This is a genomic window from Brucella sp. NBRC 113783 (assembly GCF_040372265.1).
Taxonomy (GTDB): Bacteria; Pseudomonadota; Alphaproteobacteria; order Rhizobiales; family Rhizobiaceae; genus Brucella; species Brucella teleogrylli.
The window spans coordinates 492,444-507,120 of record NZ_BAABRX010000003.1 but is presented as its reverse complement, the minus strand read 5'-3'; the positions used below and the strand labels follow the sequence as shown (position 1 = coordinate 507,120).

Here is a 14,677-nt window from a genome sequence, read left to right as displayed (position 1 = left end):
AGCCATTTCGGGGAAGCACCATTGCTCGAAAAATCGCCGATCCCGCATCGCCTGATCCATGTCACTGATACCGAGCCGGGCCTAAAGCGCATTCGTTGCGGCACGGGCTTTCGTTATCTCGATTGCCATCGACATGCGGTCAGTGCGGGGGAAAAGGTGCGGATAGCGGCCTTGGCCATTCCACCCGCATGGAACGACGTCTGGATATGTCTCGACCCGTATGGCCACATACAGGCTACAGGCCGCGACGCACGGGGCAGGAAGCAGTATATCTATCATCCTGCTTGGATAGCAGAGCGCGGACAGAGCAAGTTTTCAAGCTTGCAGGCTTTCGGTCAGAAGCTCAGCGGTCTCCGGCAAAAGATCGACGCAGACACGCGGCGACGTTCTCTCGGTCAGGAAAAGGTGGTCGCAACCGTCATCTGGATGATGGATAGACTGTTGCTGCGCGTTGGCAATCCCAACTATGCGCGGGAGAACAACAGTTTTGGTATCACCACCTTGCGCAATCGCCATGTCAAGGACGACGGAGCAGGCTTGCGTCTGGTTTTCACGGGCAAGTCGGGCAAGAGCTGGAACCTGAAACTGTCCGACAGGCGGATTGCACGGATTGTGCGGTCAGTACAGGAGCTGCCGGGGCAGCAAATGTTCCAATATATCGATGACGAGGGAGCCCGGCACGCCGTTTGCTCGCAGGATATCAACGATTATCTGCGAGACGCCATGGGGGCAGAATTTACCTCCAAGCATTTTCGCACCTGGGCTGCGACCGCAGAGGCAGTTGAAGCACTCTGCTCGACGGAATTACCTGAAAGCGAAGCGGCCAGAAAGCGCGCGCTCAATCAAGTGATTGACGGTATCGCGCAATCGCTTGGCAATACGCGGGCGGTTTGTCGCAGCGCCTATATTCATCCGGGCGTTATCGAGCATTGGGAGCAGGGGACGCTAGCTGGCGAAGTGGAGGCCGCCGGAGCGAACCGACTTGTGGCGCCTCGGCTGAGCAAAGCCGAACGCAATACGCTGAAATGGCTGATGGCGAATGCCTGAATAACGGAACTATTTCTCCCACATCTGGTTAGTCGTGAACTGACAAGGAAGGACGCAATTATGAAAACGGCCAAGTTTCTGCTCGGAATTTCGGGGTTAGCACTGGGATTTGCTCTGGCAAGAGCAGCATCGCCGCAAGTGCCCAAAGGCGTTGTGCCGGTGAAACCGTTCGATCTTTCCCGCTATCTTGGAAAATGGTTTGAGCTTGGCCGTATTGAAAACCGCTTCGAACGCGGTCTCACGCGCACAACGGCGGAATATTCTCTGAACGCTGATGGAACCGTCCGCGTCGTCAATAGCGGGTTTGATCCATGGAAAGGCCGTTCGACAAGTGCGACCGGTACTGCAAAATTTGTAGGCGCGTCCGACGAAGGTGCGTTGAAAGTGTCCTTCTTCGGCCCATTCTATGGCGGTTATAACATTGTTGATCTTGATGAGAATTACGAGTGGGCGATCATCGTCGGGTCAAGCCGCAACTATTTCTGGGTGCTTTCCCGATCCACAGTTCTCACCGAGGAACTGAAGGCCCGTGCGGTAGCCGTGGCGTTGCTTCTGGGGATTAATCCCGACGCGATCCACTGGATACCGCAGGAGAAGCCGCTGTAGAGGCCGCTCATTCCACAGGATGATTTGCCATCTCCCTGCAGGATGCGGCGCAGCGTTCGCAAGCCGCCACACATTCTTCCATACCATCCAGCGCGCGACAGCTTTCCGCGCAGTCGTCGCATATCCGGGCGCAGAGCCTGCATAGCTCATTGCGGATGGGGCTCTTAAGCATCATCACGTGCGCCGCAGTACGACAAAGTTCGGCGCAGCCCAGCATGGTTCTGAAATGTTTTGGTTCGACATGTGCGCCTCCACGTTCCAGACAATGGTTGGAAGCCATCTCGATACAAGTGCGATAGCAGTCGAGACAGGCGGCGATGCATTCGGTCTGCTTGGCATCGTGCATTTTCCGGTTCCTCCTTTGACATGTTCGAACCCCAAACCACGAAATGGCGTTATTGTTTCAAATGGAACAGAAGCGTATTTTTGCGGTTATGCCTCGGGATGCTCCAGGAGGAGAGCCGATGGCTAGTGGAAAATGGAAAAAGCGAATCCGTCGGGCCAAGGGTGGCCACGAACTGGAGCAGGCGGCAGCACTTCCCTATCGGTTTGAAAATGGCCACCTTAAGATCATGCTGGTCACGTCCCGCAGCACGCATCGCTTCACCTTGCCGAAAGGCTGGCCGATGAAAAAGCGCAGCCTCGCCGACGCTGCACGTATTGAAGCCCTTGAAGAAGCGGGGATTGAAGGAAAAGTCAGCCGTTCTACGATCGGCCACTATCTGTATTGGAAGCGCCTGAAAAGAGTTTTCATCCCGGTTAAGGTGAGGGTCTATCCGTTGCATGTTCAATGCGAAAACGCCCGTTGGCCAGAACAGAAGCAGCGCCAGCGCAAATGGCTTTCGCCGGATGAGGCGGGTCTGCTGGTGGACGAGCCGCAATTGATGAGCTTCATTGCGTCCCTCGATACCGATCATCGAGCCTAATTTTGTGGGAACATAAACTGCGCTTGTCGGTTAGGTGCCGGTCTGAGCCCAGAAAACTCGTCCAAAGGAGAATGAGATGGACGATTATCACATCCCCAAGCAACTCCGACAAGAGCATAAAAAGACATCAACAACGCCTGATAAGAATTCCGAAAAGTCGAAGGACCAGAAGGCCACTGACAGTCTAAGGGACCGCGATGACAAGGAGCATTGGCTCTACGCGCAACGCGTGCCAGACAAATGAGAACGCTCCTTCTCTTGGCCATCGGTGTGGTGTTGCTTCTGGTGGTAGGGTCTCTATTTTATCCTTCCACCGATGACGATGCTGGAACACAGCCTTCGCCCCATTCTTTACAGACGGATCCTCCCGATTGAAGCGCCCGCTTAAAGCGGGCGCTTTCTTTTAGAGAATCGGCTTTCCGCCCGTGACTGCAATGGTTGCGCCTGACGTATAGCTCGATAGTGGATCTGCCAGCATGACATAGGCGGAGGCAAGTTCCGCAGGTTGGGCGGGTCGTTTCATCGGCGTCTGTTTGCCGAATGATGCAACAGCCTCTTCCGGCAATGTGGAAGGGATCAGGGGCGTCCATACCGGACCCGGCGCCACCGCATTGGCGCGAATGCCTTTTTCAGCCAGCAATTGCGCAAGCCCAGCAGTGAAATTCTGGATAGCGCCCTTTGTCGTTGCATAAGCCAGCAAGGTTGGGTTGGGCATATCCGAATTGATCGAAGCCGTGTTGATGATCGCGGATCCCGGTTTCATATGAGGCAGGGCGGCCTTTGTCAGATAGAACATTGCGTGGATGTTCACACGGAAGGTCAGATCCCATTCTTCATCGCTGATATCTTCCAACGCGTTAAAACTGGCCTGATGCGCGGCATTATTGACCAGGATATCGATCTGCCCAAATTCTTTGGCGGCGCGCTCTGCAATTTCCCGGCAGGTCTGGGAACGCTGAATATCGCATTTCATCAAAACGGCCTTGCGGCCTTCTGCCTCGATCAGCGACCGCGTTTCAAGCGCATCGGCCTCTTCCTGAAGATAGGCGATCAGAACATCAGCACCTTCTCGTGCAAAGGCGATAGCTACCGCGCGTCCGATCCCGCTATCGCCGCCCGTGATGATGGCTTTTCGTCCTTCCAGCTTGCCAGAACCCTTGTAGCTTTCTTCGCCATGATCAGGCTTGGGATTCATCTTTTCCGTCAAGCCGGGCATGGCCTGATGCGGCGTATCGAAGGGAGGGGCGGGATATTGTTTATTCATAACGGGTTGTCCTTCCTCAGCATTATTATCGCTTCGGATCTAACCACCGGAATCCTCCGGTGTTCCCATCATGTGGCGTAGAATGTGTCCGTGACGTTCGGGACTACTGTTCCAGACCGCGACGACGAAAAAGAGCTTCGGCAATGACCGACAGATCATTGTCACGATTACTCAGCACGAAGCCGGTAAAGCCCTTGTTATCACTCGCCGGATTCATGGACAGGGCGAAAATGAACGGCGTTGATCGCGTTTCAAGCGCATCGACGAGCGGCAATACAGTTGCCGGCTCCAGCGCCACATCAAGTATAGCGGCGTCGACTTCTTCGTTTTGGAGAAAATGGAGCGCTTGCTCGGTGGTGTTGACGGGGCCAAGAATTACAGCACCAATCGCACCAAGTTTGCGACCGGTTTCCTCCGAAAGAAGAAAACTGTCTTCGAAAACGAGAATGCGCTTGCCCGAAAATGAATACATGGCCCTATCATTTAGACTTATCATAACAAGTAGTTAGTTAGTCATGTCCGAAGGCAAAACGCAAGATATCGGGCGATGGTTTTGCGCTTCAATCAAAACGCTATGAACAGGCAGTTCGACAGCTTTTCTTTCATCAACCATCGACGATATCGTGCAGCTTATGGCGGGCGCGATGCAGACGGCTTTTCACTGTACCAATCGAACAAGCGCAAATTTCAGCTGTACGTTCATAGCTTTTACCTTCCAGCACCACCAGCGAAAGCACACGGCGATATTTCTGTGGCAAGGTTTCAAGCGCGATCTGCACATCATGTGCTTCGAGCGTATATTCCTGTGAAGCACCGACGCTTGCGGTCGGCGATATACATTCGGCAACACCGGGCGCTTCTCGCTTTTGCAACCGGATGCGGGTGCAAAATGTGTTGCGCATAATGGTGAAAAGCCAGGATTTCAGCGGGGAATAAGGGATATATTTCTCCCGGTTTGCCAGGGCTTTAACGAGCGTTTCCTGTACGAGATCTTCGGCATCTTCCCGTTGGCTATAAAAAGTGCGCGCAAATGCGCGCAATGCCGGGATCATATCAACAAGCTCGTCCGGTTCCAACGTGTAGTCGGAATGGAGGGGGCAAGACATCAGTCTGACCTTTCCGAACCACGGTTCGGTTTGAGTGTGGGGCGGCTTATGCCGCCCCTTTTTTGTCACGAGTTCTTGTGGCTTTGCTGCCCCGCCTTCACATGCTGCTCGTGTGAGCCGCCGCGTGAGGAAGACTGCTGATTATTGCCACCGCTAGCCTGCTTGCCGTCGTTCTTATGGCTTTGCTGACCAGCCTTGACATGTTGTTCGTGGGTGCCACCCTGGGTATGGCTTGGTGTATGACTCTGGGCCATTATCTTTCCTTCCGGTGGGTTTCATGCTTTCCAAGGTTGTTGTGTCGCGCGTGACATAAGCCTAACCCGACCGGCGCGCCGATGTTCCGTGCTGTCGTTGTAACAAACTTCACGTTTGTCCAGAGTTCGGATTAATTGGCAAAATCCGCAGCCATCGCGAGCTCTTTGAGGAACAAGGCGCGTTCTTTCTCGAAATCCGGTCGGCTTCGTAGCCGCAGCAGGTAGGAAGGGTGGATGGTGACGAGCAATTGGATATGCTCACCGTAAGCGAGCAAGCGCCCGCGCATGTCCGCTATCCGAACTGGCTTTCCCGACAGGGATTGCACGGCGGTCGCTCCCAGCGCCACAATAAGTTGCGGGTGGACCAGTTCGATCTCCTGCTCGAGCCACCAGCGACACGCCTCAATATGGCTGGTAGAAGGGCGCTGATGGAGCCTTTTCTTGCCCCGCTGAATATGTCGGAAATGTTTGACCGCGTTGGTGAGATAGCAACGATCGCGTGAAAGGCCTACTTCCGCGAGGCAGCGTTCAAACATCTGCCCTGCCGGACCGATCAAGGGGCGACCGCCTTGATCCTCCTTATCTCCCGGCTGTTCTGCAACGAACATGATACCGGCTCCCACCGGCCCTTCGCCAAAGACTGTTTGCGTCGCATTTTTGTATAGCTCGCAACGCCTACAGCTAAGTGCTTCATGCCGAACGGAGGCCAGGGTAGCCTCCGTAATTTTTGTCGCCGGACGTGTCATTGCGCCCCCGTTGCAGAAGCAGGAGGTTTCGATTCCGTGGATGCGGGCGGCTTGCTGTTGTCATCCATGAAACCCCTGCCGGGGGTCAACTGGCCGTAAAATTCGACCGCTGCCCAGACAATCATCGCCAGCACCAGACTGACAATAAGGATCAGGAAAATCCGGCTTCCCTTCCGGCCTTGCCGGGCATCCTTGGGAGTAACCTCCTTCATGCTGGCTGCTCCACTTCTAAATTATGTCCATCGGCGGCGTTCTTGCTCGATCTGGTCGGATGTGTATGGCGCGCCAGAAGCGCTGAATCCTTCCCAACCTTCATCGACATAAGCATTGCGCCGTTTCCTGATGTCCACACGCGCCCACTCGTCGAAAATCGCTTCCACTTTTTGACGGTTTTCTTCGTCGCACCGAACGACGACCAGCGTGCTGCCCCGGCGGATCGCTTCGGAATAGGCTTGCGCTTCTTCCTCCGGAATGCCGCTTTCCATCAGCGCTCCGACAATGCCTCCTGCAACACCGCCTGCAGCTGCACCACCGACCAGCCCGACGAGGGTGACTGTGAGCCAACCGCCGGCAACGACGGGCCCGACACCGGGAATTGCAAGCAGTCCCAGCCCCGTCAGCAGTCCGGCTCCGCCGCCAGCTACCGCCCCGACACCAGCGCCAGTTTCCACGCCTGTGATGGTGGATTGATCTTCTCTGACAGCATCATCGGCATATTGGCCGTTGGTATTGTTGGATATCAGGCTGATATCGTCAGCTGAAATACCTGCTTCTTGCAGTGCCCTGACAGCGTCGAGCGCTTCGTCATGATTATCGAAAAGACCGGTGACATGTACCATTGTCATCTCCTTCGTTCGTTTTGGGCTGCGTTATTATTGCGTGGTTACGTTGCCCTGAAAGTCGAGTTGAACTTTAAAGGGCTGTCCATCACGCGCCGCTTCGGCGCGCCAGATGCCATCTTCGCCCAGTTTGAGGTTCATGATGTTGGTGTAACCTGCGTCGGTGAAACGCTGCTTTGCCTGCTCTTCGGTGAAACTGTTCTTGCCCGGAACGGGTGCGTTCGGATTGGTCTCGCCTGGCGTTGTAACCGCAGGGGTTTGCGGCTCATCAGAGGGCGCCGTTTGGGCGAAGGCAGTGGTGGCAATAAGAACAAAAGCAACGGCTGCTGGATATCGGACTGAGCTTTTCATGGAATTCCTCCCTTCATCGTGAGAGGTGTCCTAACCAGCGAGAGGCTAGGATGTTCCACTGCCTTGTGTTTTGATCCAAAAGAGTTGGATAATGGCCGTAAGTTTCTGGTTTTACGCTGTATTCTAACGGGCGCCGAGAACCATTTCCCTGATCCAGCGTGTCAGAAGATGGTTATAAGTCTTCTGGTGAACAGCGTCCTCAAGAGCGTGGTCTGCACCATCCAGCATACGCAGGGTCAGTGAATGAGAATGGATGAAAGCGCTTTGATAGCTGGCGATGGTTGGATGGGGTACAATTGTATCGTGTTCGGACTCAACGAGCAGGACGTCCCCGCGAAACTCCCGTGCCTGACGGAGCGCCCGATTTTCCTCCGCTCCGACCAACGCCGAGCGATAGGATTGGAGATCAACCCTATCAAGTTGCGCTTTCGGCAATTGCCAATAACTGTCGCGATAAAGGGCAGGGGCTCTGAGAGCCAACCACCTGACGGGCCGAAATTCCGTCAATAGCGTCGCCAGATAACCGCCATAGCTGCTTCCGACGACGACAATCGAACCATCCTCTACGATCTTCAGGCTTGCCAGCCGGTCATAGGCGGCAATGACATCATCGAGATTCTCTCCGCGCGTTACGGTCTTGTTGCTGGTGACTGTATGTCCGTGACCGCGCATGTCGAATGTCAGGCAAACGCAACCGAGTTCCGAAATTGATTTAGCCCGTTCGATATCGCGTTCCTGATTGCCAGCCCAGCCGTGGAGAAACAAAACGCCTGGAATGGTTGTGTCCGGTGAGATGACCGTGGCGTCCAGTTGGACTTGGTCTACATCAATGGTGGTAGCATTACGGATCATGATAGAGTTTCTCTATTCGTGCATATTTATGGAGCGGCTGGCCGATATCGTCCTCGCCCGCATACACAACAAAATCATCGGCTGCGAACCGGGGTTCTGCACCGAAAGTCTCGCGTGCGACAACCTTCAAGGCGCTGACGGAACTGTCCGCAGTCATCGCCTCCAGAGCGAGCATTTCCGCGGGAGAAGCCCCGCCCACTCGCCATGATTGCTCTAGCACCCCGCAGCAAAAGCCGTCTTCCGTCACGGGTCCGACCAGAACGTCATAGTTTTTACGCGAGGCGACGAGGCCGAAATGCTGTTCGGCTGCGGTATCGTAGCGTTGCGCGCCTTCGATAATTCGATGGGCGACAGGCATGCGCAGTCGAATTCGCAATGCATCCCAGCCTCCGCGTACCACATAGAGCCGACTTCCCGCATAAACGGTCTCGCCATTGAGGTCGCTCGCGGTATATTGGCGACCGAGATAGCTCATGGTCAGACCGGCAAGACTGACCTGCCCAACCGAATAAGTCGATGAGTTTTCAATATCTTCCTCAATTACCATTCCTCTAGCGATATCGCTTTCCGAAAGCGTTTGAAGAAACAGGTCCAGTTCGTGGTTGTTTTGAAAGACACTTTGCTTTTTGCCGCCCGATGCATAGGGATCTTTCAATCGGATCTTTCGCTTGTCGAGAAGAAACGCACCCGCTTGCGCAGCATGGTCATGCGAGAAAACGGAGTAACCGGAGAGGGCAGCACCTTCCAGATCCTTCGCGAATTGGGGCATCCAGCCGGTCGGCAGAGCGTCTTCTTCGGTCCAGGCGGGGTGTGTCGCCAGTTTGGTCGTCATGAATTCCTGATCCACACAGCCACCCCAAAACTGATCGGCATCGAGTTCGGGGTGGCTTTGTCGGATAAGCGAGAAAGTCGGCACAAAGAATGTCCGCACTGCGTCGTCGAAATGCTGCACAGTGGAACCGAGACGGATTCCTGTCAGTTTCGCCAACCGTTCAGCGATGGCCTCGACACTGGCAACATTATGCCGCCTGTCGGAAGACTGGCTGACGACGCAAATTTTCTCGTAGCTGTCCATTAAACTCAGGCAGCTTCGGCGTGACGATTGGCTGACGTTTCAGCAAGCTGGGTCAGGTCCTTGTCGGTCTGGCCTTCTTCCTGCAAGGTTTGATCGAGCAGCTTGGCCACATCATTGTAGCCCAATGTTTGCGCCCAACGCTTCAGGGTGCCGTATCGGGTTATTTCATAGTGCTCAACCGCCTGCGCGGCAGAGATCAGGCCTGCATCCAGAGCGGGGGTCTCGGAAAATTCATCCATAATCTCTTCGCCCTCGGCAATGATACCCTCAATCGCTTCGCATGTTTTTCCCTGTGCGCGCTTTCCGAGAATTTCGAAACATTGCTGCAAGCGTTCGACATGCCCTTCCGTCTGCTCATAATGTTTCATGAAAGCATTCTTGAGCTTTTCGTCTTCGGCGGCGCGCGCCATTTTCGGTAAGGCTTTCAATATCTTGCGCTCAGCATAGTAGATATCTTTCAGCGTATCGTAAAAGAGGTCCTCAAGTGTGCGTTGCTTGGTTCGGGCCATTTCCAACTCTCCCTTTGGTGTTTCAGATGTGGATGCCGCTCCGTTACAGCGACAGGCCTGCCCAACCCATCAGGCCGCTAAATGTTTCATCGTCCCGATAATTCTTGCAGGTTGACGTTCAGGACTTGGATGCGTGTTTCGGCTTTCCCTTTTGCTTGGTGGAAGCCATTCTCTCGAGTTCCGTCTCGCTCATGGATTTTTCCATTTGCTTGGACGCGCCTTGCAAACTGCTTTTGGCTTTGTCTCCGCGTTTTGCGGCGAGGGCCGCCCCGGCGGCCTGTTGCTGTGCTTTCGATTTTGCGGGCATGTCTTTTCCTCCGGCATCAATGCGCTCATTGGAATGGAGTGCTTGGTCCGCTACGCACAGACGCGAAGCGAAATAGCCCTACCAAACCGCGCGATACGGAGATTGTTCCAAAAGGAATGACGACAGATAGCCGATTACTTGCGACCGCGCTGTTCGTCCCTGCATTTCTTCGCGTCCTGACCTGGCACACACTTTGTGTGCTTCTCAATCCGGTCTTTACGATCATGTTTTGGTGGTTGCGCTTTTTCAGGAACGGGTACGTTCTCTGGTGCAGCAGGCTGCTGATTGGACGAAGGCGGCGGGTTTCCCGGCACCTCAGGTTCCTGTCCACCCGATTGGGTCGGCATGCCGGGTGTTTGCGCAGACGCTGCAGTCGAGGCGACTGCAAAAGCTATCGCGATAATGAACTGTTTCATTGCTCTATCCTCATCGCTGCAAGATGAGTAGATCAACAGTCTCGCTGGAATAATGTTCCGACAGGTGCGATGCACCCACAGAGTCGCTGATGCGGGTTTTAATTGTCAGTGAAGCAAAATGGCGGGCGGATTGCTGGGGCCGGCCTCGCCACTTTGCTCCTGATCGAAATCGATCAGCGGTTATTTATCAATGCCTGAACAAGATCGGCTTCCAGATCTTCCGGGTCTTCCAGACCGATGGAGATGCGAATGAGCTGAGCGCCAATGCCCAGATCATTCTTCTGGTCTTCTGGCACAACCGCATGTGTCAGTGAAAACGGATGCTGAATGAGGCTTTCCACACTTCCGAGGCTGACAGCGAAGTGGAAATAGCGGGTCGAAGTCAAGATGCGTTCGACGCGTGCAAGGTCACCTGCGACTTCTATGGAGATGACGCAACCGAAATTGATCATCTGATCCGCCGCCAGTTTATGCTGCGGGTGGCTTTCCAGACCGGGATATACTACCTTGGTCAGCCCCAGTTCTTGAGCTCTTTGTTCGAGATGAGTTGCAAGCTTCAGCGCGGTTTCCGATTGCCGGATGCTGCGAATTTCCAAGGTTTTCAGCGAGCGATGCAAAAGAGCGCAATCGGTCGGCGACATCACGGAACCGAGCGCATTTTGCAAATATTTGACGCGTTCTGCAAGCCCGGCGGGAGCGTTCGAAGAGACCGCAACCACTCCGCCGAGAAGATCGGAATGCCCGTTCAGCATTTTCGTTGCCGAATGGACGACCACATCAATTCCGTAGTCTATCGGGCGCTGGCCAGCTGGCGAGGAGAAGGTGCTGTCGCAAACCGTGATCGCGCCAACCTTGTTGCCGAGTTCCGCGACCAGAGAAAGATCAACGATTCGCAGTGTTGGGTTGGATGGTGTTTCAAACCAGAGCAGAGCGGGCTTGTGATCGGCGACGGCCTGGCGAAGAGCGGCTTCGTCGGAAAAATCCACGAAACTGACATTATGCGCCGCCGTGATCGGCTTGACGTCGGCAAGCAGTCGATAGACACCGCCATAGAGATCGTTATGCGCCAATATCGAGGATCCCGCCGGGAGCGCTTCAATTAATGTCGCCGCTGCTGCAAGGCCGCTCGGAAAAACGAACGCGGCTTCTGCACCTTCAAGGTCTGCGAGGCAGCGTTCCAGACCATTTCGGGTTGGATTGCCGCTGCGGGTGTAGTCGAAACCCTTGCTCGCTCCAATCCCGTCCTGCACATATGTCGTTGCATGGTAGATCGGAGGGATCACGGCTCCGGTCAAAGGATCTGGTTCCTGACCGATATGGATCGCGCGCGTTGCAAAACCAGCCTGATTGCGGGGAGGGTTCTTGGCCAATTTTCCGTCTTTCTATCGTTGGTCTGTGGTGCCGGTTTTGCGCATCAACCGCTCCCCGGATCGATAATATTTTTTGTGTCCAGCCGAACATCGTTCGTGTTTCAATAAGCGATCAATTCGCTCGTATCCTTCAAATAAAGCGGGTGGCCGGGCGAGCCATTATTTGTAATCTTCAGCGCATGGAGCTTAATATTGTTGTTGCGCAGCGCATTCGTGATGAGCTCGCCATGATGCGCCAACTTCTTGTGCAGTGATCCATAGGCCATCACCACGATTGCTGCATGTTTGGCCTGTTCGAGAATTGTCTGAACATTCTCCTCGGTGCAAGGAACAACGCCTTCTTCCAGCAACATTTTTGGATGCGTGGCGCGATAATCCATCACGTTGCATTTTACATAGCGGCTGTAGCCCCAGCGGCGCGTAAACTTCTGCTCTTTGAAAACCGTTGGATCGTCCACATCATAGGCTGCAGTGCTGGGGTTCATGCCGATCCAGAGCACATATCCGTCTTTATCTCCACCGTCCCATTCGCGCGTCAGAAGACGACGGTATCGACCGCATTCGGAAAAGACTGCGTCGCCTCTGATCTCCGGTTTAACCTTCAAGCGAACCTTGCCGCCTGGGTCATGGGATTCGTGATTCATCATCGCTGCGTCTCGAGTTTCCGTGGTCGTCATGTCTTTCTATGGAGGATTTAGCATCCGATGCGCTGAACGCCTAGCGTATTATAATGTGAAGTAGAATTTGCGACCGGGCCGCTCGCCGACCTCGCCTTTGCAGCAGTGCGAGATATGCAGATGATGAAAGGAAGACAGCGGTAAGCCGCCTTCCTCCCTATGGAGTTGTCAGGCACTGACTGGTTGACGCGGGCTGCTATTCTTTTGGGATTGTAGAACCGTTTCTGCGCTTCGATTTACAGAATAAACATAATGAAATGCATCGGCTCTGCCACCTATCAGGCATATATCGTGACGGTTCCAGCTCCACTGTTCCGCATCAAGCATTCTCTCGAACTTTGACGATGTGGTTGCCGACCAGAAACTTGCCGCCCCTGTCGGGATCAGAGCTCTTCCCAGGACGGCGAGGCCGCTTCCAGAATAAATCGCATTGTTCTGTTCTCTTACGAGAAAATCAGGACCATTATCGGTATCCATCAAAATCAAATCATATGCCGCAGGCCGCTGTCGTAACGTCTCCATGACGTCGCCAACCTGAAGTTCAACACGATGATCCCGAATTGGATGGTCGGCCAGATGACCGATGACGGAACGGTTCCATTCGACAATTTCAGGAACGAGTTCACACACGGTTATCTGCGTGTCCTGCGGAACAAAATCGAGCGCTGCTCGAAGCGTGAAACCCATGCCAAGCCCACCGATGAGAATTCTCTTGGGCGTGTGATTTAAGAAGCGCAGTGAACGTTCAGCGAGAACAATCTCCGATTGGAAATTGACGTTCGACATCAATTCCAACCCGTTATATCGAATTTCATAGATATCGCCTCTTTGTCGCAACAATATTTCGTCGCCAGCGTCATTGCCGGCGCGCGCCAACTCAGTCCAGATAGCCATTCAAAAACCCAAACGTTGAAAAGAACGACTGGCCCTGCCAGTGCGAACTAGGTGTTTCGTAGTGATGGGAGTGTCGGGGTCGCTGCAAACTTATGTGTGCAGCAACCCGATGGCATCGTCTGATCTGGCATCCATCATGAGAGGAAATGCCGACACATTCTTCAAACCGTTGGAAATATTGAGCAAGATTTGAAAAATATTCGTCATATCAAAATTCTTGATCACATCCTGATTGTGTAATGGCCTTCTTTTAGTACCAAAGTGGCTTTTTTTATCAAGATGCTCGGGTGAAATGTCGCACAAATCCGGCATGGCTTCAGCAACGTTCGACGTTGACCGTTATTTTCTTTGATAGGTGATCTGTTCGCCGTCTTCCTTGGTAAAGGACGCAATCGGGCTTTCGAGAATATCGAGGACCAGTTCTGATGGACGGCAGAGTTTGGCGCCAAGTGGCGTTTCAACGATCGGGCGATTGATCAGGATCGGATGCGCCATCATGAAATCGATCAGCTCATCATCCGTCCATTTGGGATCGGAGAGGTCCAATTCTGCATAGGGCGTGCCTTTTTCCCGAAGGAGCTGGCGGGGTGTCATCTGCATTGCGGTGAGCAATTCAGCCAGTCGTTCGCGTGAAGGCGGATTTTGAACATATTCGATGATGACCGGCTCCTCTCCGCTGGCGCGGATCATAGCCAGTGTGTTGCGAGAAGTGCCACATTTCGGACTGTGGTAAATCGTAACAGTCGTCAAAGTTTCCCGTTCAGAGTCCGTAGGCGCGGATTATCCCGCCTTCATCTATGAAAAGGAACCTCGTTTCAAGGCAACAGTGGCTGACCTGCCAGAAAAGATTAGGGCCGCTTAGCTGCGGCCCCGACTGTTCTTTATTTAGCAACGATTGCCTGGATGCCGGCGAGTGCACATTCGGCATCCGTTGCGCCCGACGGTGCGCCGCCGACGCCAATTCCGCCCACTAGCGCATCGCCGATCTTGATCGGCAGCCCGCCCGCCTGGATGACGAAGCGTGAATCCATATCCCGCATGCCGCTATTGGCTGGCTTCGACGCGATAAATTCTGCGAGTTCGCCGGAGTCACGGCCAAGAGCTGCCGCCGTGAACGCTTTTCCTGTGGCGCTGTTGCCAGTGTGCGGGCCGGAAAGATCGGCTTTCAGCAGCACCTTCGTCGATCCATCACGCGCAACAACTGCGACGCTCACATTGTTGCCCTTGGCGACACATGCATCGAGTGCAGCCTGAGCGGCTTTGGTTGCCAGATCGAGCGGCAGATAGGGCGTCGTGGGAAGGGTCTGAGCGAAAGCGGTAGCCGGAGCCAGCGACAGAGCGATAATAGCAAGTTTGCGGATCATGGTCGTTCCTCAGTTTCGATGGGTGTGATCTAACTCTGCCCGCCCTGAAACTGAATCCGTAGCCTTTGCGATCT

The 14,677-nt window shown here is 54.2% G+C and carries 23 protein-coding genes; 4 read left to right on the top strand and 19 right to left on the bottom strand.

Translation table 11 applies throughout. The features are described from left to right. Positions 1 to 21 precede the first annotated feature (21 nt). Both ABWW11_RS12920 and ABWW11_RS12915 read left to right on the top strand, forming a co-directional pair. Positions 22 to 1,047: a DNA topoisomerase IB gene (locus ABWW11_RS12920; RefSeq protein WP_109365894.1), complete on the top strand. Its 1,026-nt coding sequence runs from the start codon at positions 22 to 24 to the stop codon at positions 1,045 to 1,047. 60 nt (positions 1,048 to 1,107) lie between these two features. After that, positions 1,108 to 1,653 (top strand): lipocalin family protein, encoded by a 546-nt coding sequence (locus ABWW11_RS12915; protein WP_109365895.1) that lies wholly within the window; start codon positions 1,108 to 1,110, stop codon positions 1,651 to 1,653. A 7-nt stretch (positions 1,654 to 1,660) separates the two neighbouring features. Here the strand turns inward: ABWW11_RS12915 and ABWW11_RS12910 are convergent, their stop codons facing one another. Next, the gene (locus tag ABWW11_RS12910) at positions 1,661 to 1,999 is read right to left on the bottom strand and encodes a four-helix bundle copper-binding protein (protein ID WP_109365896.1); all 339 of its coding nucleotides are present in this window, start codon (positions 1,997 to 1,999) and stop codon (positions 1,661 to 1,663) included. Between the two features lie 61 nt (positions 2,000 to 2,060). On the opposite strand from ABWW11_RS12910, the gene ABWW11_RS12905 reads away from it, so the two are divergent. Further along, entirely contained in the window at positions 2,061 to 2,579 is a 519-nt protein-coding gene (locus ABWW11_RS12905; RefSeq protein WP_244597036.1) for an NUDIX hydrolase, read from the top strand. Between the two features lie 76 nt (positions 2,580 to 2,655). Next, positions 2,656 to 2,823, top strand: a complete 168-nt coding sequence (locus ABWW11_RS12900; RefSeq protein ID WP_181375970.1) for a hypothetical protein — start codon at positions 2,656 to 2,658, stop codon at positions 2,821 to 2,823. A 159-nt stretch (positions 2,824 to 2,982) separates the two neighbouring features. On the opposite strand, the gene ABWW11_RS12895 is transcribed toward ABWW11_RS12900, so the two are convergent. From ABWW11_RS12895 to ABWW11_RS12810, 18 genes are all read right to left on the bottom strand, one after another. Then, positions 2,983 to 3,843, bottom strand: a complete 861-nt coding sequence (locus tag ABWW11_RS12895; protein WP_109365898.1) for an SDR family oxidoreductase — start codon at positions 3,841 to 3,843, stop codon at positions 2,983 to 2,985. A gap of 103 nt (positions 3,844 to 3,946) precedes the next feature. After that, positions 3,947 to 4,315 (bottom strand): response regulator, encoded by a 369-nt coding sequence (locus ABWW11_RS12890; protein ID WP_235859007.1) that lies wholly within the window; start codon positions 4,313 to 4,315, stop codon positions 3,947 to 3,949. Positions 4,316 to 4,448: 133 nt separating this feature from the next. Further along, a complete protein-coding gene (locus tag ABWW11_RS12885) occupies positions 4,449 to 4,949 on the bottom strand; it encodes a sigma-70 family RNA polymerase sigma factor (RefSeq protein ID WP_109365900.1) in 501 nt (166 codons plus the stop codon). Positions 4,950 to 5,014: 65 nt separating this feature from the next. Then, positions 5,015 to 5,203: a hypothetical protein gene (locus ABWW11_RS12880; protein WP_109365901.1), complete on the bottom strand. Its 189-nt coding sequence runs from the start codon at positions 5,201 to 5,203 to the stop codon at positions 5,015 to 5,017. Positions 5,204 to 5,334: 131 nt separating this feature from the next. Beyond that, positions 5,335 to 5,949 (bottom strand): UdgX family uracil-DNA binding protein, encoded by a 615-nt coding sequence (locus tag ABWW11_RS12875; protein ID WP_109365902.1) that lies wholly within the window; start codon positions 5,947 to 5,949, stop codon positions 5,335 to 5,337. Beyond that, a complete protein-coding gene (locus ABWW11_RS12870; protein ID WP_109365903.1) occupies positions 5,946 to 6,161 on the bottom strand; it encodes a hypothetical protein in 216 nt (71 codons plus the stop codon). Before ABWW11_RS12870 ends, ABWW11_RS12875 begins: the two co-directional genes overlap by 4 nt. A gap of 21 nt (positions 6,162 to 6,182) precedes the next feature. After that, complete coding sequence (locus ABWW11_RS12865; protein WP_109365904.1) at positions 6,183 to 6,788, bottom strand: hypothetical protein; 606 nt, start codon at positions 6,786 to 6,788, stop codon at positions 6,183 to 6,185. Between the two features lie 33 nt (positions 6,789 to 6,821). Next, positions 6,822 to 7,139, bottom strand: a complete 318-nt coding sequence (locus ABWW11_RS12860; RefSeq protein WP_109365905.1) for a PepSY domain-containing protein — start codon at positions 7,137 to 7,139, stop codon at positions 6,822 to 6,824. A gap of 123 nt (positions 7,140 to 7,262) precedes the next feature. After that, positions 7,263 to 7,991: an alpha/beta hydrolase family protein gene (locus ABWW11_RS12855; protein ID WP_109365906.1), complete on the bottom strand. Its 729-nt coding sequence runs from the start codon at positions 7,989 to 7,991 to the stop codon at positions 7,263 to 7,265. Then, positions 7,981 to 9,066 carry a DUF3182 family protein gene (locus tag ABWW11_RS12850; RefSeq protein ID WP_109365907.1) on the bottom strand — a complete coding sequence of 362 codons (1,086 nt, stop codon included), beginning with the start codon at positions 9,064 to 9,066 and terminating at the stop codon, positions 7,981 to 7,983. The genes ABWW11_RS12855 and ABWW11_RS12850 overlap by 11 nt, the downstream gene beginning before the upstream one ends. A 5-nt stretch (positions 9,067 to 9,071) precedes the next feature. Further along, positions 9,072 to 9,575: a YciE/YciF ferroxidase family protein gene (locus tag ABWW11_RS12845; RefSeq protein ID WP_109365908.1), complete on the bottom strand. Its 504-nt coding sequence runs from the start codon at positions 9,573 to 9,575 to the stop codon at positions 9,072 to 9,074. Positions 9,576 to 9,693: 118 nt separating this feature from the next. Next, complete coding sequence (locus tag ABWW11_RS12840; protein ID WP_109365909.1) at positions 9,694 to 9,882, bottom strand: DUF3008 family protein; 189 nt, start codon at positions 9,880 to 9,882, stop codon at positions 9,694 to 9,696. 134 nt (positions 9,883 to 10,016) lie between these two features. Next, the gene (locus ABWW11_RS12835) at positions 10,017 to 10,298 is read right to left on the bottom strand and encodes a hypothetical protein (protein WP_140025695.1); all 282 of its coding nucleotides are present in this window, start codon (positions 10,296 to 10,298) and stop codon (positions 10,017 to 10,019) included. A gap of 173 nt (positions 10,299 to 10,471) precedes the next feature. Continuing rightward, complete coding sequence (locus ABWW11_RS12830; RefSeq protein ID WP_109365910.1) at positions 10,472 to 11,668, bottom strand: trans-sulfuration enzyme family protein; 1,197 nt, start codon at positions 11,666 to 11,668, stop codon at positions 10,472 to 10,474. Positions 11,669 to 11,769: 101 nt separating this feature from the next. Then, a complete protein-coding gene (locus ABWW11_RS12825; protein ID WP_235892044.1) occupies positions 11,770 to 12,345 on the bottom strand; it encodes a DUF1643 domain-containing protein in 576 nt (191 codons plus the stop codon). A gap of 168 nt (positions 12,346 to 12,513) precedes the next feature. Beyond that, on the bottom strand, positions 12,514 to 13,239 hold the full coding sequence (locus ABWW11_RS12820; protein ID WP_109365911.1) for a spermine/spermidine synthase domain-containing protein: 726 nt from the start codon (positions 13,237 to 13,239) through the stop codon (positions 12,514 to 12,516). Positions 13,240 to 13,578: 339 nt separating this feature from the next. Next, positions 13,579 to 13,989, bottom strand: coding sequence for an arsenate reductase (glutaredoxin) (gene arsC / locus ABWW11_RS12815; RefSeq protein WP_109365912.1), 411 nt, complete (start codon positions 13,987 to 13,989; stop codon positions 13,579 to 13,581). Positions 13,990 to 14,120: 131 nt separating this feature from the next. Continuing rightward, positions 14,121 to 14,603: a GlcG/HbpS family heme-binding protein gene (locus ABWW11_RS12810; RefSeq protein WP_109365913.1), complete on the bottom strand. Its 483-nt coding sequence runs from the start codon at positions 14,601 to 14,603 to the stop codon at positions 14,121 to 14,123. Positions 14,604 to 14,677 lie beyond the last annotated feature (74 nt).